We start from the raw sequence: 22,631 nt of genomic DNA, 5'->3' as shown, positions 1-22,631 counted from the left end.
GGGCCCAGGCCTAGCCCTGGGCCCCGCCCTCCCGCTGCTCCGCCATGTCCATCAACAACGTCTCCACGCCCTCGCGGTAATCGCCCGGCTCGGCCCAGAGTCCGCGCTGCATGGCCTCCAGGAGCCGTTCCCCCATCTCGCGCAGCGCCTCCGGATTGTTCCGTTCCATGAACTCGCGGTTGCCAGCCTCAAAGACCAGCGCCTCGCTCACATTGGCGTACTGGTAGTCGTCCACCAGGCCGGTAGTGGCATCATAGGCAAAAAGGTAGTCCACGCTGGCGGCCATCTCGAAAGCGCCCTTGTACCCGTGGCGCTGCATGCCCTGGATCCACTTGGGGTTGGTCACACGACTGCGCACCACGCGATTGAGCTCCTCCTTGAGGGTCCGGACCCTGGGCGCGGCGGGGTTGCTGTGGTCGGCATGATAGATGGTCGGCTGCCTGCCCCCCATCTCGCGCACCGCATTGGTCATGCCACCCTGGAACTGGTAATAGTCACCAGAATCCAGGATGTCGTGCTCGCGGTTGTCCTGGTTCTGGATCACCGTGTCGAGTTGCCCCAGGCGGCGGGCAAAGGCGTCTGGAGCGGCCTCCCCGTCCGTTTCCTGAGTGTAGGCGTAGCCGCCCCAGTTGATGTAGGCACGCGCCAGGTCGCCGCCGTCCGACCAATGGCGTTCATCAATGGGCCCCTGCAAGCCCGCGCCATAGGCTCCAGGCTTGGCCCCAAAGACCCGGAACGCCGCCTGGCGATCCGCGTCGCCAGCATCCACCCCCTCCGCCCTTAGGCTCTCACGCTGGGCCTCGACATTGGCGCGAATGGTGTTGGTATTCCCCGGTTCCTGGAGCTCGGCCAGCTTCTGCACCGCCGCGTCGAACAACCGGATCACGTTGGGAAACGCATCCCGGAAAAAACCGGAGACCCGCAGCGTCACGTCAATCCGTGGGCGGTCCATCAGGAAGTTGGGCATGACCTCAAAATCCACCACCCGGCTGGACCCCGGCGCCCAGACCGGCCGCACTCCCATCAGTGCAAACGCCTGGGCAATGTCATCGCCACCGGTGCGCATGGTTGCCGTCCCCCAGACCGAAAGCCCAACCTGCTCCGGGTATTCCCCATGGTCCTGGAGGTGGCGCCGCACCAATGCATCGGCCGAAGCCTGCCCCAGCTCCCAGGCCGTCTGGGTCGGGATCGCCCGGCTGTCCACGGCGTAGAAATTGCGCCCGGTGGGCAGCGTATCCAGCCGTCCCCGGGTGGGAGCCCCACTGGGCCCGGGCGGCACAAACCGGCCCTCAAGGCCCGCGAGGCAGTGTCCGATCTCATCCTCGAGACCCTGGGTGAGCGCGGGATAAACCACCTCGCGGACATGGGCCAGAAGCGCCCGCGTACGCCGCCATTCCGGCGCTGGCTCACTGCCCTCCTGATGCCCCAGCACGACGCCGGCCACCAACTGGCTCGCCAGCGCCTCCAACCGTTCACGGGTATCGTGACCATTGCGCCACGGTTCAGGGCTGACGCGGGCCAGTGCCGCCGGCCTGGGCCCCTGCCATTGCGCGGCCTCCGACTTGAGTGGGTCGAAGTCCTCGCCCAGCGCCAGGTCCTGCGCCAGGGCGTGCAGCAGGCTGGCGTCTTCATCTCCATCCCCCCTGGGCAGGCGCACCAGGGCAACCAGGGTGTCCCTCAGCGAGGTCTCGGGCGGACGCTCGCCCAAGCAGTGCAGGCCATCGCGGATCTGGGCCTCCTTGATGTCACACAGATAGTCATCAAGCTGGCGCAACAGGGCCGTCTCGGGGTCTTCCGCCTCCTCACCGGGGCGCCCACTGAGTTCCTCGGCGATATGGCTCTCACGCACATGGTTGAGTATTGACTGGCGCAGATGGTCTTCCCGGCGCTGGTCCAGACCCATCGCCTGATAGTATTCATCCACAAGACGCTCGAGTTCCGCCAGCTCGCCATGGGTTTCCGCCCGGGACAGGGGCGGCGTCATGTGATCAACAATCACGGCCTGGCTCCGGCGCTTGGCCTGGGCTCCCTCCCCCGGATCGTTCACGATGAAGGGGTACAGCTGGGGCATGGGCCCGAGCGCAATGTCCGGCCAGCATTGGTCCGAAAGGCCCACCCCCTTGCCCGGCAGCCATTCAAGGTTGCCGTGCTTGCCAACGTGCACCACGGCGGAAACCCCGTAAACCTCGCGCAACCAGCAGTAGAACGCCAGGTAGCCGTGTGGCGGCACCAGGTCTGGATCGTGGTAGCTGGCGGTCAGGTCCACGTCATAGCCACGGGATGGTTGCATGCCAACGAAGGTTTCTCCCAGACGGATACCGGGGACCATCAGGCGGCCACCCCGACACTTCGGGTCAGCCTCGGGCTCTCCCCAGCGTTCCCGAACCGCCTGTTGGCAGTTTGCGGGCAAGCTGGCGAACCAACGCCGGTAGGTTGCCAGATCCAGGCTCTGATAACAGGGCGAAGCCGCGAGCGTCTCAGCGTTATTGGTGATCCCCGCCTGGAGTTGCTCGATCAGCGCGGTGCCATCCTCGGGCAGGTCAGAGACTGGGTAGCCGGCTTCCGCCATCGCCCTGAGCAGGGTCAGGGTGGAGCGTGGTGTGTCCAGCCCAACGCCATTACCGATTCGCCCGTCGCGGGTCGGGTAATTGGCGAGCACCAGCGCCACCCGCTTGGTGTCATTCCGGGCCTGGCGCAACCCGCACCACCGGCGTGCCAGCTGGGCCACAAAGCGGGCCCGCTCCGGGTGCAACTCATAACGCACCACATCCAGCTGGCAACGACTGCTGTAACGGCTCGCGCTCTTGAAGCTGACCGGCCGGGTAATGATGCGACCATCCAGCTCCGGAAGGGCGATGTGCATCGCAATGTCGCGCCCGCGCAGCCCTTGGCTCTGCTCCGCCCAGTCACTCCGTGTGCAACTGGCGATGATCAACTGCAGGATGGGCAGGTCCCGGTGGAACGGTGAGCCGGGACCACCGGGACTGGAATCCATGGCGGCATTGGCCCCTGCCTGCATGGCGAAACCGGTGGTGTTGAGCAGCACCCGGGCATCGGCCGCCTCGACCAGTTCATTAACCGTCGCCAGGCAGGCAGGCTCCTTGGGTGACGCCACCGCCACCGGCAATGGATTGAGACCGTTTTCCGCCAGGACGTCGATCAACCCGTCGAACATGGTCATGTTGGCGGCCTGCAGATGGCTGCGGTAGAACAGCATCAGCGCCACCGGCCGGTCCTGTGTCCAGTCCTCATACCAGTCCCCAAGCGCCGCCTCCCCTTTGCGGGGGTGATAGATGAGCGCACGCGGCAGCGGTGCCGGCTCCCGCCAGGGCTCATCCCGTCCGAAGCCATAGGCCCCAAGGTACCGGTAAAGCTGGAAGGCGTTATCTCGTCCGCCTTCACGCAGGTAGCGCCAGACACGCCGTGCGACGGTCTCGTCAACGGTACCGCTGGTCAGCAGCTCGACATCCTCGCTGTCGTCCCCGGGCACCACGATCAGTGTGCGCTCCCCGTCCTCCTCCGCCCATTCCTGGAGCTGTTCCAGCCCATAGGGCCAATAGGCCCGGCCGCCGAGCAGCGATACCACCACCAGCCGCGCGTGATCCAGCACCTTGTCCCGGTACAGGTCCAGCGCCGCCGGCTTGGTGAGGTTCAACCAGTTCGCCAGCCGCAGGCTTGGGTAATCTTGCGGCAGTTGCTCAGCAACATCCGTCAACAGGCCGAGCGTGCCATCGGCCGCCGCCAGTATCACCATGTCGGCCGGGCTCTGCGCCAGGTCGATGATGCCCGGCTCGTCGGTAAAGCCCCCGGGCTGGGCGGAAAGCATGTGCATGGTGGCCTCCGGTCAGACCTGCGCCCCCGCGAGCGCTTGATGGAGTGTGTCATGCTCCAGGTCGCGGCCGATCACCACCAGCCGGGTATCGCGGGCTTCGTCCTGCTCCCAGGGGCGGTCGAAATAGTGCGCCACCCGTTCGCCCACCACCTGCACTACCTGGCGCATGGGCTTGCCGGTGTCCGCAAACCCCTTGATGCGGTAGACGGCATGTTCGGCCACCACCGAGCGAATGCGCTCCAGCAGCGCGTTGCTATCGACCTTGCCCAGGCTGATCACGCAGTTGTCGAAATGATCATGGGCATGGCCGTGTTCCTCGCCCTCGGCATGGTGGCGGTCGTGATGGGTCTGCACCGACTCAATCCGCGCCTCCGTTGCCGCATCAAGCCCCATCAACAGGTCGTTCTCCACCTCGCCGTTCTCGACGAACAACACCTTGACCGACTGCGGCAGGTGCTCGCGCACCGCGGCGGTGACCTGATCCCGTTCCGGCGCCTCCAGCTGATCGCTCTTGCTGGCGATGACCAGGTCCGCCGACCCCAGCTGGTCCTCCAGCAATTCCCTCAGGGTCGGGTCATGATCCAGGCTGTCATCCGCCAGACGCTGGCGCTCGACCCGTTCCGGGTCATTGGCGTAGCGGCCCGCCGCAACGGCCGGTGCGTCCACCACGGCGATCACCGAATCGACGGTGCAGTGCTCGCGCACTCCCGGCCAGTTGAAGGCCTGGACCAGCGGCTTGGGCAGGGCCAGGCCCGAGGTTTCGATGAGGATATGGTCGATCCGGTCCCGCTGCTCGATGAGCTTTTCCATGACCGGCACGAACTCTTCCTCAACGGTGCAGCAGATGCAGCCGTTCGCCAGTTCAAAAATGCCGTCGCCCTGGTCGGTGCCGTCGTCGCACGCCAGGGGACAGCCCCGGAGGAGCTCGGCGTCCATATCCATCTCGCCGAACTCGTTAACGATGACAGCAATACGCTTACCATCGGCACGCTGGAGGATGTTGGACAACAGGGTGGTCTTGCCGCTTCCAAGAAAGCCGGTAACCACAGTGGCGTTGATCTTGTCGAGTTGCATGGTCAATTCACTCCATTAATGGTGGGCCGCGCACGCGGGGCAGCGTCCGCCAGCTGCTGGTACGCCCCGCCCAGGGTCTGGGCCAGTTTCCGGCAGCGCCCCAGTGGCACGCGCGCGCGTTCGGTGTCGATGACCGTCAGGGAGGCGGTCAACTGGATGTCCTGAACCGGGTTACGGCTGAGGCCGTCGGTCAGCAGATAGACCCGGGCGCTCAGTTCCGGCTCACGGTGGCGTTGCTCGCTGATCCGGTCACGGACTTGCAGCAGGGCTCGCCTCAGTGGCGTGCCGCCTCCGGCCGGCAGGCCCGACAGGTAAGGGCGACAGTCCCTGGGCGCGCGACGCGGTGGCAAGAGCCACCGGCAGTCGTCGTTGCCGAATGCCAGGATCGCAAGCTGCTGGCGAGCCTGGTAGGACTGGTGGGCAATGGAAAGAACCACGGCCTCCGCGTCCGCCAATGCCCCATTGTTCAGCGTCGAGCCAGAGGCATCGAGCAACACGCAGTTCAAGGTGTGCGATACCCGGCGGTGTGGCCGGAAGTACAGCGTTGATGAGGCATCACCCGACGAGCGCTGCCGGGCTACCAGCGTGCGGAACCAGTCGACGCTCCCGTCGCTCCTGCCCTGACCGGACGCACCCTTTCTCGCCCCGTCGCAACGCCCCGGGGATCGCTCGGCACTCAATCCCACTGATCGGGGTTTGTTGGCTGGCATCGCGCGCAGGCCCTCGGGCTGTTCCTGCATCCGGAACGTGCGGGGATCACCGGGGCTGACCGCGCTGGGTGGCATGCCGCCCCAATCGCCGCCCCCCTGGCCCCCCTCAGGACTTCCACCATCACCAGGGCCCTGCCCGGGGGTTCCCGAGCCGGAATCATCATGCCCCTGGCCCGAGGGTGGCGGGGAGCCCGAGGAGTCCGGCTCATGCCCCCGGCGGTGATGCAGGACCAGCTCCGCCACGGCGTCCACGTCCGCGGCGGTAATCACCCGGTTCCCTTGCCAGGCGGCGTGGGCCCCGGCGGCCTTGCGCCAGGTGATGTCGGCTCGCACCCCTTCAACCCCGGCTGCCAGGCACTGCTCCACGATCCGGGTTTCCTCGCTGGCCGGGCACTCGATGCCCGGATAGACCTCACGCGCCCTCTCGATCCGGTTACGAAGGTCGGCCTCCTGAGCCGCATAACGCTCAACAAACGCCTGGGGCGCCTGCTCAAACGCCATGCGCTGGCGCATGATGGCCGCTCTTTCGTCGACCACGTCAGGGGTGGTCAGCGCTACCGAGAGCCCGAAGCGATCCAGCAACTGGGGCCGCAACTCACCCTCGTCCGGATTCATGGTCCCCACGAGCATGAACTCGGCCGCATGCGTCCGGCTGATGCCGTCCCGCTCCACCCGGTTAACGCCGGAAGCCGCCACATCAAGCAACGAATCCACCAGCGGGTCCGGCAACAGGTTCACCTCGTCAACGTAGAGCACCCCGCCATGGGCCTTTGCCAACAGACCTGGATTGAAGGCCACGGACTGGTCGCCCAGGGCTTTCTCCAGGTCCAGGCTGCCGGTGAGCTGTTCCTCCGTGGCGCCCAGCGGCAGCGTCACGAAGCGCCCTTCCCCGCCGGGATGCAACCGTGCCAGACCACGCGCCAGGGTCGACTTGGCACAGCCACGCGGCCCGCTGATCAGGACCCCTCCCAGGCGTGGCTCAATACTCGCCAGGATCAGGGCCATTTTCAGATTGTCCTGTCCCACCACAGCGGTGAACGGGAAGACGGGCATGGATACGTTCTCATCAACCTGCATCGTCAAAGACGGCACTCCATCGTTCAAGCAAGCGCGTGTGGCCATACTGGCGCCGCGCCTGGCGTATAGCATTGCGCACACCACTGCGACCGAGCCGGGTGCCGGCGTCCAGGGCTAGTTCGTCTGAAAGGCCAGGCTCTTCGACCCCTCGGTGATCATGAGGATCACCCCACCGATGATGTTGGGGCCGTAGAGCGCCGATTGCGGGCCACGGAGGACATCCAGAGCGCAACGCTCATATCGGGCCTCGATGGCATCTTGATCAAGCACCGTTGCGGCACGGGGTAGTCCACCAGCCCTTCTTATCGCAAAAGGCGACAGTGACCTCATCCGGCGGGTTCAAACCGCCGACGGGCCATCAGGGCATTCACGCGGCCGCGTCTTCAGGGTCGTTGGACCGGTTCCCGGCAATCCGCCTGAGCACCAGCGCACAGGCCAGGCCGACCACCAGCCAGAACGCCAGGTTGGTTAATCCGGTCGCCCAGATAAAATCGTGATGCAACGCATGCAGCGTCGAGACCGCCTCCGGGTCGGGATGGGAAAACAAGGGGCCTTCAGGGTGTGCCGGGACAAAGAGATAGGGCAGACCCAGCAACGGCAGCCCCAGCGCCCTTTTCCAGCCGGACGCCAGGCACAGCAGCCCCAGCCCCGTGGCAGCCAGGATCACGGTCGTGACCCACCACAACTGACGCGTCGCCAGCGCCGCGCTGTTCGCCCCGGGGACCTCGGGAGGAAGCCCCAGCGAGGGCGCCACAAACACCACCAGGTAACCAACCAGCCCCAGCAAAAGCCCATGCAACGGGGTCAGCCTCAAACGTCCGCGTTCATGCAGCTGGTTCATGAGCACCAGCATGACGGCCGTAAAACCAACGCCCGCGAGCACGTTGGACAGCCCCGTGAAGAACAGGCGTTCACCGCCATCCGAAGGCGCCCAGCCATCCCCGCCATGCGCATGCCCCCCATGGCTATGGTCGTGCTCATGGCCATGGGCGTCAGCCGCTTCCGGTTGCGCCGCAGCGCCTTCGAACTGTTCGGCCGACAGAAGAATAGGGGTAACCCCAAAGGACTGGATGGCGGTCAGCAATACGCCAGCAACTGCGCCAATCAGACAGGCGCTCAGAATAAAGGATCGAAACATTCCGTTTTCCTCCGGCAATCAATGGTTCGTGCTGTTCAGACACAATCACCGGGCGGTTAATACCAACCCAATGAGCGGCTTGCCCCTTAGTGGCAGGGGAAGACGAAACTGTGCCGCGTATCGTGCGCCGCGTTGTGCACCGCTTCCATGGGCAGAAAGCCCACGCCAAAGAGGATGACAACGCCAAACAGCAGGACGGCACCTTGCTGGAGGAGCGAAGAGGATTGGGATGCCGAAGCGGAGTCCGCCCCGGTCGTATAGGAGGAATAGACCGACATTGTTTTACTCCCTGAGTGCCCGCCGCACCCTTAGTGGATGAAATACCAAAAACAGGCCGGTCTTCGGGCTCAAAAGGAGACAGCCAGCCTGGCTGTCTTCGCCTGCACCTTCCCGGTATGGAACCAGTGGTATTCGCAGGCTACGCCTTTATCACCGATGCGGGGGCAGCGATGGCATTGGCCTCAAGGGCCGCACCATACTTCCCGATTATCCCCTGACGGGGCACCTGTTTTCTGAGCGATTACCTTACTCATTTACCGGACAAAGCGCAACGCCCCGGCGAGGGATTCATGGGCCCTGCACCCGATGCGCGGCACCAGATGCGCGTGGCCGATTGCCGCCCCATTGTGCCCTGTTACCCCACTGACGGGGCCGGGCAATGGGTGGCACAGTCCGGGCACTGCGCCGGGGTACCGCCCTCGGGCACGGGCAGCACCCGGCCACAGTCACCGCAACGGGAACCAAGCGCCCGCATTACGGAATCACGCTCGTCGGCAGCCATCGACGACCACCGGACAATCTGGTCCCGGGACCGGCCGCAACCGATACAGGACTCATTCTGGAGACGGCAAACGCCGACGCAGGGCGAGGCAATACGAGACCCCTTGGCCATAACAGGATCCTCCATGGCTATTAAAGGCAAGCCGCCTACCCTACCACGCTGGCGGGCAGGCAATGACCCCGAATTGGCTGACTGATTCCGATCAGACCGGTATTGAATCTGAATTGCCCCGACCCCGTGACGCCATATCAAAAGTAGTAGACAGCGCCAACATTCAGCTCATTAATTTCTTCGTCAAGACCAACGTCTTCATTGTTGCGCTGCAGGGCTTCCGCGTAAACGTACATGTTGTCGTTCACGTTGCGCTTGGCCTGAACGGTGATGACATCACTTTCGTCGTCCGATGTATCTGCTTCAGCAGACTCATAGGATGCACGGAACGAGTTGGCGCCCATCGTATAATGACCCATGACACCGAACAGGTCCTGACCATTTTCAGCACCAAGCTCAATGGATGACCCATCATTGACATAGGCATCCTGCCCCTTACGCCTGTCGTAATAGGCATCCAATGTCAGATTCTCGTTAACGTCGAAAGCAACACTCAGACCATAGCTGTTTTCATTGCTTTGATCGGTTAGATAATGACCTGTCCTACCAGTTCCATCGTTGGAATCCATAGCCACTGCCACAGTCACAGGATCCATGGAGTATTTCATACCCAGCTGATAAGGGTGACTCGCATCCTGCTCAGGATCGCCGTTGCCAGAGTCGGTCATGCCATTGACCTGAACGACACCGTGAACAGTCAGCCCACCAAAACTGGGAGAAACATACTGTACAAGGTCATTTTCAGCGGTCGTATAACTCGCATACAGGTTATTCAGACCCACTTCATAGATCCAGTTACCATAGTCACCAACGAGTGCTTCATACTGTGAATCATCAGACCCGACCCAGATCCTGCCAAATGTCTCACCCTTGATACCGATATAGGCTTCATCCAGATCGTCCAGGCCTGAACTACCGCTTTCCTTATCGTCCGCCCTGATTCCCTCAAGTTCAATCTTTCCGAACGCAGTAATGCCCGGTGCCACTTCACTCTCGTGCTTCAGACCGATGGTGGAGCCGTTGTCCTTTAGCCCGTCGTTGGTGACACTGTTGACGTCAGAATCGACGTAGCGGTTAACCAGCTGAATATTACCGTACAACGTTGGCATGGAGTCCATGCTGGCCGCCAATTCCTCAACGGTCATCGCTGCAGCAGAGCCAGAGAAGGTCGCCGCAGCGACAGCGGATACGATCATGGTTTTTTTCATTTTTGGTTTTCTCTTTGGCTGAAGTGTTTTCAGTTTCTGTCAACACTTACGTTCCATTAAGTCAGCTCCAGATCACTATCTCGAACTGCGTTCCTATAGCGGTTACAGCCCTAAACCGACAAGTGCCTTTCATCTTCCCGGAAACGCCATCCGTTAAGACATTCTTATCAGCCACTTGTTCGTTAGTGCCGGTTTCCGTTTAAGCGGTAGCCCCAGTCAAGTTCCATTCACTCAAAAACCGATATCCCTATTACCTCCAGCAATTCACTAGAATTTTTTCATGCCGACCGCCCCTATACTTCTAAACAATTCAGACCACTTTTGCAAACCCCGACCCAGCCTTCCAGGCGATGGTTAATGCCCGATCCGGATAGTGCGGAGCGCCTCTACAGCGCCCTGAGGCGCCGATCAGGGATCGTTCGGATCAACGGTAAAGGAGCTGATTTGATCGACGAATAACGCCATGTTGTTTTTTCGATTGCCGTCAAAACCGGCAGTTCCTACATTCGTCAGTGTCTTGTCTGGCTGATTCTCCGGTCGGATGGGTCAGAAAGGCATCAGGTCTCATAATCAGGGCGCCGGTAGGAAGCCGGCGCAGATCAATAATAACGACAGGACCCCGAACGCCATGAAACGACTTATAACAACGATTGCCATTTGCATTACATTCACAGCCTCGGCCACGACAGCCGCCTCGCCATCGGAGGAGACCAAGGACATCCGGATTGCCTATGATGCTGACCCGGTCACTCTGGACATTCACGAGCAGCTGTCCGGCGGCATCCTCCAGCTTTCCCATATGACGTTTGATCCACTGATCCGGTGGAACAAGGACCTTTCCTTCGAGCCCCGCCTGGCCAAGAGCTGGGAACGCGTCGACGATCGGACCATGCGCTTCAACCTGCGTGAGGATGTCCAGTTCCATTCCGGCAACACCCTGACCAGTGAAGACGTGAAGTTCACCTTCAACCGCCTCAAGCGGAGTCAGGACTTCAAGGCCATCTTCAAGCCCTTCAGCGAACTGAACATCATCGACGACACCACGTTCGAGCTGGTCACGAAGAAGCCTTATCCCCTCGTGCTCAACGCCGCCACCTACATCTTCCCGCTGGACAAGCAGTTCTACACGGGCACTGACGAAGACGGCAACGACAAGAGCCGGATCTCCAAACAGGGCAGCACCTTCGCCTCGCGCAACCAGTCCGGGACCGGCCCCTACCGCGTCACGTCACGCCAGCAGGGCGTCAAGGTGGAGTTCGAACGCTTTGACGAGTACTGGGACGAGGCCTCACCCGGTAACGTCGAACACATCTCGCTGACGCCCATCAAGGAAAACAACACGCGCGTCTCGGCCCTGCTGTCCGGTGGCGTGGACTTCATCGCCCCGGTTCCGCCGACGGATCTGGCGCGGATCAAGCGTGATCCGAAGACCAGCCTGGAAACGATGAGTGGCACCCGCATCATCATGTTTCAGATGAACCAGAAGCGGGTTGAAGCGTTCAAGGATGCCCGGGTCCGTAAGGCGTTCGCCTATGCGATCAATCAGGAAGGCATCGCCCAGAAGATCATGGAAGGTTTCGCCACACCGGCCGCCCAACTCTCCCCAGAGGGCTATCAGGGGCATGTGCCGGAGCTTGAGAAGCGATTCGATGTGGCCAAGGCGAAGCAGTTGATGAAGGAAGCCGGCTACGGCGATGGCTTCACCATCTCAATGATGGCACCCAATAACCGCTACGTGAATGACGGCAAGATCGCCCAGGCAGTCGCTGCCATGCTGGCCCGGATCAACATCAAAGTGGATCTGAAGACCCTGCCCAAAGCCCAGTACTGGCCCGAGTTCGACAACCGTGCCGCGGACATGATGATGATCGGCTGGCATTCGGACACCGAGGATTCGGCGAACTTCTACGAGTTCCTGACCATGTGCCCGGATGCGGATTCCGGCGCCGGCCAGTACAACGCGGGCAACTACTGCAACCCGGAGCTCGATGAGCTGGTCGAGAAGGCCAACGTCGAAACCAACCGCGAGACGCGTGCCAAGCTTCTCCAGCAGGTTGAAAAAGGACTGTATGAGGACGCGGCCTTCATCCCGCTGCACTGGCAGGACCAGGCCTGGGCTTCGCAGAAGAACGTCAGGATCAAGCCCATCGTCAACGTCATGAACTTCCCCTACATCGGCGACCTGGTCGTCGAATAAACGGGCGCCCAATGGCTCACCGGCCCGCAAACCGGGTCCGGTGCCAGCCGTTGGCGGCAACGTTCAGAACGGCCCGGGATCGACGTTCCCGCGCCTCCGCATAGTTGGTGTCCCTCATGCTTGCTTTTCTGGTTCAGCGAATTGGCCAGGCCGCCCTGGTCATGTTCATCATCAGTGTGATCAGCTTTGCCATCCAGGATGGTCTGGGCGATCCCCTCCGGCAGATGGTCGGTCAGTCGGTCTCTGACGCCGAACGCCAAGAACTCCGCCAGGAACTCGGCCTGGATGACCCCCTGCTCTTCCAGTACGCCCGGTTTGCCGGAAACGCCGTACAGGGCGACCTCGGCACCTCCTATTTCTATGGAGAGCCAACGATGGACGTCATCCTCGACCACCTGCCCGCTACACTGGAGCTGGTGATTGCCGCCAGCCTGATCGTCGGTCTGTTCTCCGTTCCCATCGGGGTTTACGCAGCCATCCGCCCCCGGGCCTGGCTTGCGAAGTTCTTCATGGGCGTCAGCACTGTCGGCATCTCCATACCCGTCTTTCTCACGGCCATCGTCCTGATCCAGCTCTTCTCAATCGGCGTCACCGTTACCTGGTTCCCGTCCGATACCGGCTGGGGGCAATGGCTGAACGAGCTGCTGTCAACCGAAGGCGGCATGCCCTCCTATGGGCGTGGTAATGACCTGACACACCTGTTCGGCACCTGGGATTCCAATTTCTTCTCCGCCAGCGGTCTCCTGAACCTGGTGTTACCGGCCATTTCGCTGGCCGCCATCATGCTGCCGCTGTTCATCCGGCTGATCCGCGCGGAAATGATGGAAGTGCTCCAGAGCGACTACATCCGGTACGCCCGCGCCAAAGGCCTCACACCCCGTCGCGTCCACTTCGTGCATGCCCTGAAGAACACCATGCTGCCGGTCATCACGGTGGGCGGCGTGCAGCTTGGCATCATGGTGGCCTACACGATCCTGACGGAAACGGTTTTCCAGTGGCCGGGCGTTGGCCTGATGTTCCTGGAGGCCATCACACGCAGTGACATTCCATTGATCGTGACCTACCTGATGGTGGTGGGGCTGATTTTCGTGATCACCAATACGGTGGTTGACCTGATCTACGGGCTGGTGAACCCAACCGTGAAACTGACGGGAGCAAAGGCATGACCACAACAACAGCACCGGCCTCGCGCCTGAGCCGGTTCCGGGGCTCCTTCTTCTGGCACAGCTTCAAACGGGACAAGGTGGCCATTGTCAGCTTTGTGGTGTTCGTGGCAATGGCTCTGGCGGCGCTGTTTGCGCCTGCCGTGGCGCCCCACGACCCCTACGACCTGGCAACCATCAACATCATGAACGCCGAGCTGCCTCCGGCATGGCTGGATGGCAGCGATGCATCGTTCCCGCTGGGCACCGACGCCCAGGGCCGCGACCTGCTCTCCACGATCCTGTACGGTACCCGGGTCTCCCTGCTGATCGGCTTTGGCGCCGTGATCCTGCAGGCGGCGCTCGGCATCCTGTTCGGCCTGCTCGCCGGCTATCTGGGAGGCCGGGTCGACTCCATCCTGATGCGGATTGCCGACGTCCAGCTGTCGTTCACTACCCTGATGGTCGCGATCATCGTCGGGGCCGTGTTCAAGGCCAGTTTTGGCAACCTGATGTTCGGCGAGATCGCCATCTACATGCTGATTCTGATCATCGGTATCGCTGAGTGGCCACAGATTGCCCGGACGGTCCGGGCCTCCGTTCTGGCGGAGAAAAAGAAGGAATACGTGGAAGCGGCGAAGGTCATGGGCTTTCGCACACGGCGCATCATGTTCCGGCACATTCTGCCGAATACGCTCTCTCCGATCTTCGTCATCGCCACCGTTCAGATCGCAAACGCCATCATTTCAGAGGCGGCGCTGTCTTTCCTCGGACTGGGCATGCCGGAGACACAGCCGTCGCTGGGCTCGCTGATCAAGTCCGGCTTTGACTACATCCAGAGCGGCTCCTGGTGGATCACGCTGATCCCCGGCCTCGTACTGGTCATTCTGGTGCTGGTCATCAATCTGCTCGGCGACTGGCTGCGCGATGTAATGAACCCGCGACTGTATAAGGGATAGGTCATGGCATTATTGGACGTCAAAAACCTCGACATCCGCTTCGCGGTGCGTGGCGGTGACCTGAACGCCCTGCGGGAAATCAGTTTTTCGCTCGATCGGGGCGAACGGCTGGGACTGGTAGGTGAGTCCGGCGCTGGCAAGTCAGTGGCGGCCTTCTCCATCCTGAACCTGACCGCACAGCCGGGCTACCTGGCTGGCGGCCAGATTCTGTTCGAAGGGCGTGACCTGGCCGCCATGAGCGAGCGCGAAATCCGCAAGATCCGCGGCAACCGCATCGCCATGATCTTCCAGGACCCGATGATGACGCTGAACCCGGTTCTGACCATCGAAACCCAGATGATCGAGGCGCTTCAGGCGCATCAGCGCATCAGCCGTAAAGCCGCCCGGCAGATCGCGCTGGACCGGCTCAAACAGGTCCAGATTCCATCACCGGACAAGCGTTTGGATCAGTATCCGCATGAGCTTTCGGGCGGGATGCGCCAGCGCGTGATCATCGCGATCGCCCTGTTGCTGGACCCGGACGTGATCATCGCGGACGAGCCGACCACCGCCCTGGATGTCACCATCCAGGCGGAAATCATGGAGCTGCTGCTGGAACTGTGCGAACAGCATCATGTCGCATTGATGCTGATCACCCATGACCTTGGCGTCGTCTCACAGGTCACCCAGCGCATGTTGGTCATGTACGCCGGCCGCATCATTGAGCAGGGGCCGACGAAAGAAATCATCAACGACGCCCAGCACCCCTACACGCAGGGACTGATCGATGCCCTGCCCCAGATGGGCGAACCGGGCAGCCTGCTCTACCAGATCCCCGGCACCATGCCATCGCTGAACCACATTCCTCCGGGGTGCCCGTTCCATCCGCGCTGCCAGTTCGCCACGGAGCAGTGCCGGAGCAACATGCCGGACTATGTCCAGTCCGGCAACATAGAAGTAGCGTGCCACGAGGTCCAGGAACTGATTGAGGCCGAAACGCACCAGCGGGAGACCCATCCATGAACGCCCAGGCCAACCCACTCGTCGAAATCCGCAACCTGGAGAAACGCTTCGATCTGTCCGGGAATCTTCTTGAGCAGCTGCGTTTTAAAAAGGGCCGTATCGAGCGTCACCGGGAATTCGTTCACGCGATCAACGATGTCAGTCTGGACGTGCGCAGAGGCGAAGCACTCTGCGTGGTCGGAGAGTCCGGCTGCGGCAAGTCCACGGTGGCACGAACCGTCATGGGCCTGCTCTCCCCTTCGGGAGGCGGCGTTTATTACGATGGACAACGTATTGATAACCTGGACGGGAAGTCCGCACTCCCCTATCGGCGGCGGATGCAGATGATCTTCCAGAACCCCTATGCGTCGCTGAATCCGCGTATGACGATCCAGCAAACCCTGGAGGAACCCATACGCTTTCATTACCCTGACTGGTCGATTGGTGCCGTCCGCGAGAAAGTGGCAAGCGTCATGGAATCGGTTGGCATTGGCGCCGACTGGGGGAAACGCCTCGGGCACGAGTTCTCCGGCGGGCAACGCCAGAGGATCTCCATCGCCCGCGCGCTGGCGGTTGATCCGGAGTTCATCGTGGCCGATGAACCCATTTCGGCGCTGGATGTGTCGATACAGGCTCAGGTTCTGAATCTTTTGATGGAGGCCCAGGAAAAACGCAACCTGACGTATCTGTTCATCACGCATGACCTGTCAGTCGTCGAGCACTTTGGCACCCGGGTTGCCGTCATGTACCTGGGCACGGTCTGCGAACTGGCCGAAACCCAGACCCTGTTCGAAAGCCCGCGCCACCCCTACACACAGGCACTGCTGTCCGCCATCCCCCGACTGGAAGATGACCGCCCCAACCACATCCGCCTGCACGGCGAAGTCTCCACACCAGTCGAGTTACCGTCCGGGTGTGTTTTCCATGGCCGCTGCCCGTATGCCAATGAGCGCTGCCGGACCGAGGTCCCTGAGCTGATCACCACCGACACCGGGGCCAGGGTCGCCTGCCACGCCGTCGAGGAAGATCGTCTATAGTGTTGGCCGCTGACACAGCACAACACAGGCAGACGAGCGGGTAACACTACTATGGAAATACGCTGGCTTGAAGACTTCCTCGCGCTGGCGCGAACACGGCATTTTTCTCGTGCCGCCGAAAGCCGACATGTCAGTCAGCCAACCTTCAGTCGCCGCATCAGGATTCTGGAGGAAACGATGGGCACGACCCTGATTAACCGTCAAACGCTTCCGCTGTCACTGACACCGGCCGGGGAGCAGTTCCGCGATATGTGCGAGCGAATGACGCGTGACCTGCGCCAGACTCGTGACCGCATCGCCGCGATGGAGGAAGCGGCCAGTCGCCGCATCAGTGTCGGTTCCACACAGGGTCTGTTTTCCCATTTCTTCCAGACTTGGGCCGATCAGACCGGATTACGCGAGCGCCTGGCCATCAACCTCGAATCCACCAACTGGGTTGGTAAAGACTTTCTGGATGCCCTGGACGCCGGCGACGTCGACCTGGTGCTGTGTTACTGGCACCGGCACCTGCCCTTGCAACAACGCCTCGATCCCGAGCACTACGCTTGGCTCACCCTTGGGCGGGAACAGATCACGCCTTTTTCCATCGCCCAGGAGGACGGCTCACCGCGGTTCGCGTTGCCCGGAACCGCGGATCAGCCCGTGCCGACCATCTCGTACCACTCGCGAGGCTTTCTGGCCTCGGCCATCCAGGAAGAGCTGAGCCTGTGTCCGCAGCAGGCGCACCTGTTTCCCCTGAACGAGAACAGCCACTCAGCCAGTATCAAAACCCTGGTCAAACAGGGCTTCGGCATGGGTTGGCTGCCGTACCGGATGGGCAAAACCAACCTTCAGTACGGCCAGCTTGCCCGCGCCGGGGATTCACAGTGGGATGTTCATGTCGATATCCGCCTGATCCGCCTCCGAACTCCCCGCTCGGAAGACGTCCTAACCCTATGGAACGAACTGGAATACCAGAATGACCAATGATGCCATTGCCGTACAGCAAGCCGACCATATAAAGCAACTCAAGGCGGCTTACGTGGACGTCCTGAAACAACTGGGCTACGGGGGCGTCCTGATCAGCTCCGGCGCCGCACCGCTGCGCTACGCCGATGACCAGGCCCATCACCATCACGGTTATGGCCATTTCCTGCACTGGACCGGTCTAACAGGCGTTGAGCACAGTTGGCTGCTGGTCGAAAGGGATGGAACCGTCCGGCTCTGGCTTCATACACCAGACGACTTCTGGCATGCGCCCCCAACCCTGCCGACGGAACCCTGGACGCATGAGATCACCGTCTCAGGCAGTCAGACCCCGGAACCGCCTGACGCGACGCATCTTCCGGGACAACTCGCCGTCATCGGCGACCCGTCACAGATTGCCAATGCACCCGGTGCCCCCAACCCACCGTCACTGATCGCAGCGCTTGACGAACTACGCCTGGTGAAAAGCGATTACGAAATCAACTGCATCAAACAGGCCAACCGGATCGCGGCAGCTGGCCACCAGGCCGCCCGGGAGGCGTTTCTGGATGGCGCCAGTGAATTCGGCATCAATCTGGCGTATCAACAGGCCACCGGCCAACGGGAGGCCCTGGCGCCCTATCACAGCATCATTGGCCTCAACGACAACGCCGGCATACTGCATTACCAACACTACGATACGGCGCCACCGCCACGCCGGCACAGCCTACTGGTCGACGCCGGCGTCCGTTACCGGGGCTATTGTTCCGACATTACACGAACGACCGGAGCGCCCGACCAGGCGCGTTTCAGGGCACTCATTGGAGGACTGGATCAACTCCAGCAAAGACTGTGCGAGGCGGTCACTCCCGGGGTCGAGTTCGCCGAGCTGCATCAAAAGGCTCATTGGGGGCTCGCAGCGCTGTTGCGAAGCAGCGACCTGGTACAGGGGCTCAGCGAAGAAGCCATTACGGAGCGCGGGATCACGCGCGCCTTTTTCCCGCATGGCCTCGGCCACTTGCTGGGCATCCAGGTCCACGACGTGGCCGGGAAGCCGGTACCGGCACCTGAGAACGCGCCCTTTCTGCGACTGACGCGGTCTCTTGAAAAGGGCATGGCCATCACCATTGAACCCGGGCTATACATTATTCCCTCGCTACTGGAACCGCTCCTCAATGGCGCCGACGGGCGCCACCTCAATCACACGCTCATCAATGAACTGAAAGGCTGTGGCGGCATTCGTATTGAAGATAATGTGGTCGTTACCTCCCAAGGGTCCCAAAACCTCACGCGCCCCTACTTGCCGGATTGATTGAGCCGACGAGGTTGCAATGTAGAGCGTATCCGTTCTCACTGGCCCTGGACGAATGACGAGGGATTCGGGCTGACAGTTACTTCAAGCGAGCCAGCCGAAGCGCCAGCCCTCCCAGCAGACCGACCCCTGCAATCAGAACGCCCCAAAGCAGCCATTGCCGCCAGGGCAGTGGCGGCGGGGCCTGTTTGAGGCGTGCAGCCCCTCCAAGGGTCTGTTCGCCAATGACCTCGACGTCCGCGATGACCTCCCGATCCAGGCTGGATAGATCATTCAGAAGCTGCGTCACCGGTGCCGGCGCCCCTTCAGCGCGGGTGCTTCCAAAGGCCAGGGTATAGGGCCCCTCGCCACGGGCCAGAAAGAGCAGTTCATGAGGTGTCCATCCAAGCTTGAGCCGTACCGGCTCACGCGTGCCGCTGACCCGCCAGTACCTGTGATCATTCCGCCGCACCGCCACCGCGTTGCTTTCCAGCGTCGCCTTGTCCGCGTGCAGTCGGTAGAACATGCCACGATGCCGGAGATGCCAGGCAGCCTGCGGCGCTGGGCGCGACGACACGGCAACCCGGGCCAGGTTGTTGCCCTCCAGGAAGGCCAGGTCGATACGATCAACCGGGAAATAGCCCGGCATCCGGAAAAGCTGGTCCTGATCCTCCCGATCCGGCTCCCCCTCCAGCGTCAGCCATTGCCGGGCGGGTTTCGCCTGCTCCGGTTCCGTCAGCACCCTGGCATCCGTGAGCCGGGCCCCGGCCTCCTCGGGCCAGCGCAACCGCAGATAGGGCCCATTGGTGGCGGAAAAATCAACGCGATCCTGGACGAGTTCGTGCCCCTCAAAACTCAGCCGGGCAAGCGTCAGGTCCTCAGCCAGGGGCCGCCACTGCTGAAGGTCGTTACTGACGTGGAGATCCAGACCATCCAGAAGGCCACCCCCATCAGCCTGTTCCCAGGTGAGCTCCAGGCCAATGGCCGGCTGCTCGAAGCCGGTAAGATCGAAAACATAAGCACCCACAGCACCGCTGCGCTCCTGCTCATCCTCCTGCAGGCGCAGTATGGTGCCACTGTCATCGGTAATCAGCTCCAACGCCCCATGTCCCTTCCGGGATTCCGCCGCCAGGGGAAAGAATGGAACCGGTCGGGTCTCGGGCTTGCCGGAATCGGCGACGGGGTGGCGCAGATTGTGTGGCACCGTCTCGCCGTCGGTGTTGTACAGACGCATGTCACCGAGGTCGCGGCGCGTAAGGTTCCGGTAGACCCGTTCCGGCAACCGCAACCGTTGAATTGGACGCTCCTCGTTCACCGCCAACCGCAACCCGTAAGCAAAATCATCCGGTTCCGGCTGTGCCGCGCCCAGCGACAATGGCAGCGCCAACAGCACGCCAAGCCAGTATCTCATGTCGACTCCCGCGAGCGCTCCGGTGGCAGGGGGGCCATATAGCCAATCAACAACATCAGCAGACCCACCCCCATGAAAGAGATAATCCGTGTAACCGTGCCACTCTCCGCCAGATCAATCAGGAACAGCTTTGCAACGGTCAGCCCGAGCAGTGCCGCGCCCACCAGCCACAGGACCCGGCTCATGCGCGACCGGGCCATGCCCATGACCAGCATCGCGGACAGGCCCCAGGCAACCGCCAGGGCACTCTGCAGCACCCCGGACTGGAACAACGCCTCCGGGGTGTAACTGATTCCGCCCCAGTGGTGGACTGCGCGTGCCAGTACCGCATTGAGCCATAGGAAGCCGGCCATCCCGAGTGCCGAAAGCATCGGCTTAGTCGCCTTCTCCCCGAGGAAACGGTACCCCGTTTGATACCACCAGAGAGCTACCGCCGCCGGCAGCAACGCCTGCACCAGATCCAGCGGATTCAGAACCGGCATATAGGGCAGCGGGCTCGCGCCCCCGGGATGGCTATAGGCGGCAATCAGCCACAGTGCCGATACCCCGATCACCGGATAGAGCCCCGGTCCCCGATACCCTTCGACCGACGCGGCCACGGGCCAGAGGTGATCCGGCCTGTTACTGCCCATCGCCAGGATCGCCAGGGCGGGCACCAGCCCCCAGGCCGCCACTGGCCAGGCGCCGGGGACGGTACTCGAGCCCAGGCCGCTGACCAGCCACCCCAGCTCCACCGCCAGAAACAACACAAGCAGGCAGAGACCCGCACTGTGGCTGACGCGCAGCCACGCCTTGGGCCAGCGGGCTTGTTTGAGAAGGACCAGGTGGGCCACGAAGAATCCAGCCCAACCAAGCCCGCCGTTGCCAGCCAGAAAGTGCCCATTCGGCCGCCCTTCCAGGATTGACAGGGCAATCCACAGCGTCACGGGCCAAAGCCCCATGGCCGGATAGCCCAGCTCCAGCCAGGCCAACCGCCGCGAGACCAGCGCCAGGGCAACCGCACTGGCACTCAGAAACAGCAAGGCCGTACCCACGAACCAGTCATGACCGACCTGACGCTCAATCTCGGCCAGGCCGCCACCGAGCCACCACATCAGCCCCCAGCTCAGAAGCACCCGGCTCCACGCGGCGGCCCACCGATACGACTCGCGCTGCATCAACCACCCCGAGGCCAACGCCGACAGGCTGATGATGAGACAGCCCAGATAGAGGCCATTCAACACCGGCACGTCTCCCCAGCTGTTTGCGCTCAACAGCGCAATCACAAAGCTCATCCCCGCACCGAACTGCAGCAGGAGCCCGGAGACACGGGGTAGGAGACGGTCCTGCCGGCAGCCAACCCATATCAGCCCGGCCCCCTCCAGCGCCCAGACCGCCGCTGTCCACTGGCTGTCCAGCGCCAGCGGAATCGCCAGCGTGATGAAGACAACCCCCAACGCCAGAAAGGCCTCGGCGAGCGGGCGCATTCCCTCGCGACGCCATAACGCGGTCGCCAGCGCCACATAAAGGGCCGCGACGGCCAGCGCACTGAAAGCAAGCCTAAGGGGGTAATCCTCAAGCATGGCGGCCTGGAGACCGAAACCAACCAGCGGCACGCCAAACACCAGGGTCCCATCAATGTATTGCTTGAGCCGTGGCGGCTGTTGCCGGGCGAAGAGCACGGGCAGGGCCACGAAGAAGAGGAAGAACAGGATCAGGAAGGGCTGGGTGGACGCATAATGCGCGGGCTCATACGAGGCCACGCCCCAGGCTGTGGCAATGACGAAGGTGAACATGAACGCGATCAGGTTGAGCTCACGCCAGGCCCGGAAGTAGGCGATGCCGACAATGCCCGCGTTGAGCACGGCGTAGTAGCCGAACAGCAGCACATGGCTGCCCTCTCCGGTGGAGGCCAGCACCGGGGCCATGAAACCGCCGCCGGCAGCAAAGGCTGCCAGACCCCGGGCATCCTGCAGAATGGCCAGCGCCGCGAAAAGCACGGACAACGCAACAAGCAGCGCAAACGCCAGCCCCGGTGGCATCAGCTCGTAAAGCCGCAGGGCGGTGAAGACCGTGAGATACATCATCCCCACACCACCGCCCTGAAGCAGCACCCCGTAGAGCCACCGGGACCCACTGAGCCAGTAGCCAACCCCGATCATCACGATGCCACCCAGCGCCACCACAGCGAGGCGGAACTCAATGGGTAACAGGGCCTGATCCACGCTGTACTTGAGCAGGAAAGAGAGCCCGAAAAACAGAACGACCAGCCCCACCCGCAACACCACGTTGCCGCCCACCAGATAATCCCAGATCCGATGTCCCAGAGACGTCAGCCAGTCAGGCTTGCCGGCGGAAGACGCCCCGGTGTTGGAGGTCTGCCAGGCACCCTGGTTGAAAACCGGCTCATCAGGCTGGGGCTCCCGAGGCGCGGCGGTGGTTTCTTCCACTGCGGGTTCCAGCGCCGGTTCCGGGGCTGGTGCTGTTTCGTCCTCGACGGGCTCTCTGGTCGGCTGCCGCGCCACCGGATCCGACCCGGTGGGTGTCTGCTGGCCTTCCAGCTGTTGCAACCGCGTGCGCAACTGCTCCATCTGCCGGCGAAGCTGGATGACCCACCCCAACAACCAGCCCAGCAGTGCGCCCATGACCAGCCCGCCAGGAGCCTCCAGAAGCAGCACGCCGATGAGCGCGCCAACCATTCCCAGTGATATCGCCATCCATTCCCTCTTTGGACTGTCCCGGGACCTGATGTTTTATT

General features: G+C 62.3%; 17 protein-coding genes and 1 riboswitch. Of the genes, 7 read left to right on the top strand and 10 right to left on the bottom strand.

Annotation, left to right across the window (positions count from 1 at the left end):
• Positions 1 to 10: 10 nt before the first annotated feature.
• The 8 genes from cobN to AC1RQI_RS01500 all read right to left on the bottom strand — a co-directional run bounded on the left by cobN (position 11) and on the right by AC1RQI_RS01500 (position 9,931).
• Complete coding sequence (gene cobN, locus AC1RQI_RS01535) at positions 11 to 3,832, bottom strand: cobaltochelatase subunit CobN (RefSeq protein WP_481903390.1); 3,822 nt, start codon at positions 3,830 to 3,832, stop codon at positions 11 to 13.
• 12 nt (positions 3,833 to 3,844) lie between these two features.
• Positions 3,845 to 4,906, bottom strand: a complete 1,062-nt coding sequence (gene cobW, locus AC1RQI_RS01530; protein WP_481903389.1) for a cobalamin biosynthesis protein CobW — start codon at positions 4,904 to 4,906, stop codon at positions 3,845 to 3,847.
• 2 nt (positions 4,907 to 4,908) lie between these two features.
• The gene (locus tag AC1RQI_RS01525; protein ID WP_481903543.1) at positions 4,909 to 6,693 is read right to left on the bottom strand and encodes an AAA family ATPase; all 1,785 of its coding nucleotides are present in this window, start codon (positions 6,691 to 6,693) and stop codon (positions 4,909 to 4,911) included.
• A gap of 114 nt (positions 6,694 to 6,807) precedes the next feature.
• A complete protein-coding gene (locus AC1RQI_RS01520; RefSeq protein ID WP_481903388.1) occupies positions 6,808 to 6,963 on the bottom strand; it encodes a hypothetical protein in 156 nt (51 codons plus the stop codon).
• Positions 6,964 to 7,060: 97 nt separating this feature from the next.
• Positions 7,061 to 7,831 carry a CbtA family protein gene (locus AC1RQI_RS01515; protein WP_481903387.1) on the bottom strand — a complete coding sequence of 257 codons (771 nt, stop codon included), beginning with the start codon at positions 7,829 to 7,831 and terminating at the stop codon, positions 7,061 to 7,063.
• An 86-nt stretch (positions 7,832 to 7,917) separates the two neighbouring features.
• Positions 7,918 to 8,109 carry a CbtB domain-containing protein gene (locus AC1RQI_RS01510; protein ID WP_481903386.1) on the bottom strand — a complete coding sequence of 64 codons (192 nt, stop codon included), beginning with the start codon at positions 8,107 to 8,109 and terminating at the stop codon, positions 7,918 to 7,920.
• 37 nt (positions 8,110 to 8,146) lie between these two features.
• Positions 8,147 to 8,355, bottom strand: a riboswitch (cobalamin riboswitch).
• A gap of 110 nt (positions 8,356 to 8,465) precedes the next feature.
• Positions 8,466 to 8,723: a DUF1289 domain-containing protein gene (locus AC1RQI_RS01505; RefSeq protein WP_416635152.1), complete on the bottom strand. Its 258-nt coding sequence runs from the start codon at positions 8,721 to 8,723 to the stop codon at positions 8,466 to 8,468.
• Between the two features lie 137 nt (positions 8,724 to 8,860).
• Entirely contained in the window at positions 8,861 to 9,931 is a 1,071-nt protein-coding gene (locus tag AC1RQI_RS01500; RefSeq protein WP_481903385.1) for a porin, read from the bottom strand.
• A 628-nt stretch (positions 9,932 to 10,559) separates the two neighbouring features.
• Here AC1RQI_RS01500 and AC1RQI_RS01495 point away from each other — a divergent pair.
• The 7 genes from AC1RQI_RS01495 to pepQ all read left to right on the top strand — a co-directional run bounded on the left by AC1RQI_RS01495 (position 10,560) and on the right by pepQ (position 18,504).
• On the top strand, positions 10,560 to 12,128 hold the full coding sequence (locus AC1RQI_RS01495; RefSeq protein WP_481903384.1) for an ABC transporter substrate-binding protein: 1,569 nt from the start codon (positions 10,560 to 10,562) through the stop codon (positions 12,126 to 12,128).
• 116 nt (positions 12,129 to 12,244) lie between these two features.
• The gene (locus AC1RQI_RS01490; protein ID WP_481903383.1) at positions 12,245 to 13,294 is read left to right on the top strand and encodes an ABC transporter permease; all 1,050 of its coding nucleotides are present in this window, start codon (positions 12,245 to 12,247) and stop codon (positions 13,292 to 13,294) included.
• Positions 13,291 to 14,229 carry an ABC transporter permease gene (locus AC1RQI_RS01485; protein ID WP_416635156.1) on the top strand — a complete coding sequence of 313 codons (939 nt, stop codon included), beginning with the start codon at positions 13,291 to 13,293 and terminating at the stop codon, positions 14,227 to 14,229. Before AC1RQI_RS01490 ends, AC1RQI_RS01485 begins: the two co-directional genes overlap by 4 nt.
• Before the next feature lie 3 nt (positions 14,230 to 14,232).
• Entirely contained in the window at positions 14,233 to 15,231 is a 999-nt protein-coding gene (locus tag AC1RQI_RS01480) for an ABC transporter ATP-binding protein (protein WP_481903382.1), read from the top strand.
• The gene (locus AC1RQI_RS01475) at positions 15,228 to 16,247 is read left to right on the top strand and encodes an ABC transporter ATP-binding protein (protein WP_481903381.1); all 1,020 of its coding nucleotides are present in this window, start codon (positions 15,228 to 15,230) and stop codon (positions 16,245 to 16,247) included. The genes AC1RQI_RS01480 and AC1RQI_RS01475 overlap by 4 nt, the downstream gene beginning before the upstream one ends.
• Before the next feature lie 51 nt (positions 16,248 to 16,298).
• The gene (locus AC1RQI_RS01470; RefSeq protein WP_416635159.1) at positions 16,299 to 17,216 is read left to right on the top strand and encodes a LysR family transcriptional regulator; all 918 of its coding nucleotides are present in this window, start codon (positions 16,299 to 16,301) and stop codon (positions 17,214 to 17,216) included.
• Positions 17,206 to 18,504 (top strand): Xaa-Pro dipeptidase, encoded by a 1,299-nt coding sequence (gene pepQ, locus AC1RQI_RS01465; protein WP_481903380.1) that lies wholly within the window; start codon positions 17,206 to 17,208, stop codon positions 18,502 to 18,504. The genes AC1RQI_RS01470 and pepQ overlap by 11 nt, the downstream gene beginning before the upstream one ends.
• A 79-nt stretch (positions 18,505 to 18,583) precedes the next feature.
• On the opposite strand, the gene AC1RQI_RS01460 is transcribed toward pepQ, so the two are convergent.
• Complete coding sequence (locus AC1RQI_RS01460; RefSeq protein WP_481903379.1) at positions 18,584 to 19,894, bottom strand: DUF3999 domain-containing protein; 1,311 nt, start codon at positions 19,892 to 19,894, stop codon at positions 18,584 to 18,586.
• Positions 19,891 to 22,590: a DUF2339 domain-containing protein gene (locus AC1RQI_RS01455; RefSeq protein ID WP_481903378.1), complete on the bottom strand. Its 2,700-nt coding sequence runs from the start codon at positions 22,588 to 22,590 to the stop codon at positions 19,891 to 19,893. The genes AC1RQI_RS01460 and AC1RQI_RS01455 overlap by 4 nt, the downstream gene beginning before the upstream one ends.
• Positions 22,591 to 22,631: the final 41 nt, after the last annotated feature.

Source organism: Salicola sp. AFF1 (assembly GCF_056783195.1).
Note: the sequence above shows the minus strand (reverse complement) of the source record. Positions and strands in the feature narration are given on the sequence as shown.

What these genes read in the sequence shown, in the direction of transcription:
- AC1RQI_RS01490 (WP_481903383.1), top strand. Translation starts at nt 12,245, where the DNA reads ATGCTTGCTTTTCTGGTTCAGCGAATTGGCCAGGCCGCCCTGGTCATG.
- AC1RQI_RS01470 (WP_416635159.1), top strand. Translation starts at nt 16,299, where the DNA reads ATGGAAATACGCTGGCTTGAAGACTTCCTCGCGCTGGCGCGAACACGG.
- cobW (WP_481903389.1), bottom strand. Translation starts at nt 4,906, where the DNA reads ATGCAACTCGACAAGATCAACGCCACTGTGGTTACCGGCTTTCTTGGA.
- AC1RQI_RS01480 (WP_481903382.1), top strand. Translation starts at nt 14,233, where the DNA reads ATGGCATTATTGGACGTCAAAAACCTCGACATCCGCTTCGCGGTGCGT.
- AC1RQI_RS01485 (WP_416635156.1), top strand. Translation starts at nt 13,291, where the DNA reads ATGACCACAACAACAGCACCGGCCTCGCGCCTGAGCCGGTTCCGGGGC.
- AC1RQI_RS01475 (WP_481903381.1), top strand. Translation starts at nt 15,228, where the DNA reads ATGAACGCCCAGGCCAACCCACTCGTCGAAATCCGCAACCTGGAGAAA.
- AC1RQI_RS01460 (WP_481903379.1), bottom strand. Translation starts at nt 19,894, where the DNA reads ATGAGATACTGGCTTGGCGTGCTGTTGGCGCTGCCATTGTCGCTGGGC.
- cobN (WP_481903390.1), bottom strand. Translation starts at nt 3,832, where the DNA reads ATGCACATGCTTTCCGCCCAGCCCGGGGGCTTTACCGACGAGCCGGGC.
- AC1RQI_RS01525 (WP_481903543.1), bottom strand. Translation starts at nt 6,693, where the DNA reads ATGCAGGTTGATGAGAACGTATCCATGCCCGTCTTCCCGTTCACCGCT.
- AC1RQI_RS01510 (WP_481903386.1), bottom strand. Translation starts at nt 8,109, where the DNA reads ATGTCGGTCTATTCCTCCTATACGACCGGGGCGGACTCCGCTTCGGCA.
- AC1RQI_RS01495 (WP_481903384.1), top strand. Translation starts at nt 10,560, where the DNA reads ATGAAACGACTTATAACAACGATTGCCATTTGCATTACATTCACAGCC.
- AC1RQI_RS01455 (WP_481903378.1), bottom strand. Translation starts at nt 22,590, where the DNA reads ATGGCGATATCACTGGGAATGGTTGGCGCGCTCATCGGCGTGCTGCTT.
- AC1RQI_RS01515 (WP_481903387.1), bottom strand. Translation starts at nt 7,831, where the DNA reads ATGTTTCGATCCTTTATTCTGAGCGCCTGTCTGATTGGCGCAGTTGCT.
- AC1RQI_RS01505 (WP_416635152.1), bottom strand. Translation starts at nt 8,723, where the DNA reads ATGGCCAAGGGGTCTCGTATTGCCTCGCCCTGCGTCGGCGTTTGCCGT.
- pepQ (WP_481903380.1), top strand. Translation starts at nt 17,206, where the DNA reads ATGACCAATGATGCCATTGCCGTACAGCAAGCCGACCATATAAAGCAA.
- AC1RQI_RS01500 (WP_481903385.1), bottom strand. Translation starts at nt 9,931, where the DNA reads ATGAAAAAAACCATGATCGTATCCGCTGTCGCTGCGGCGACCTTCTCT.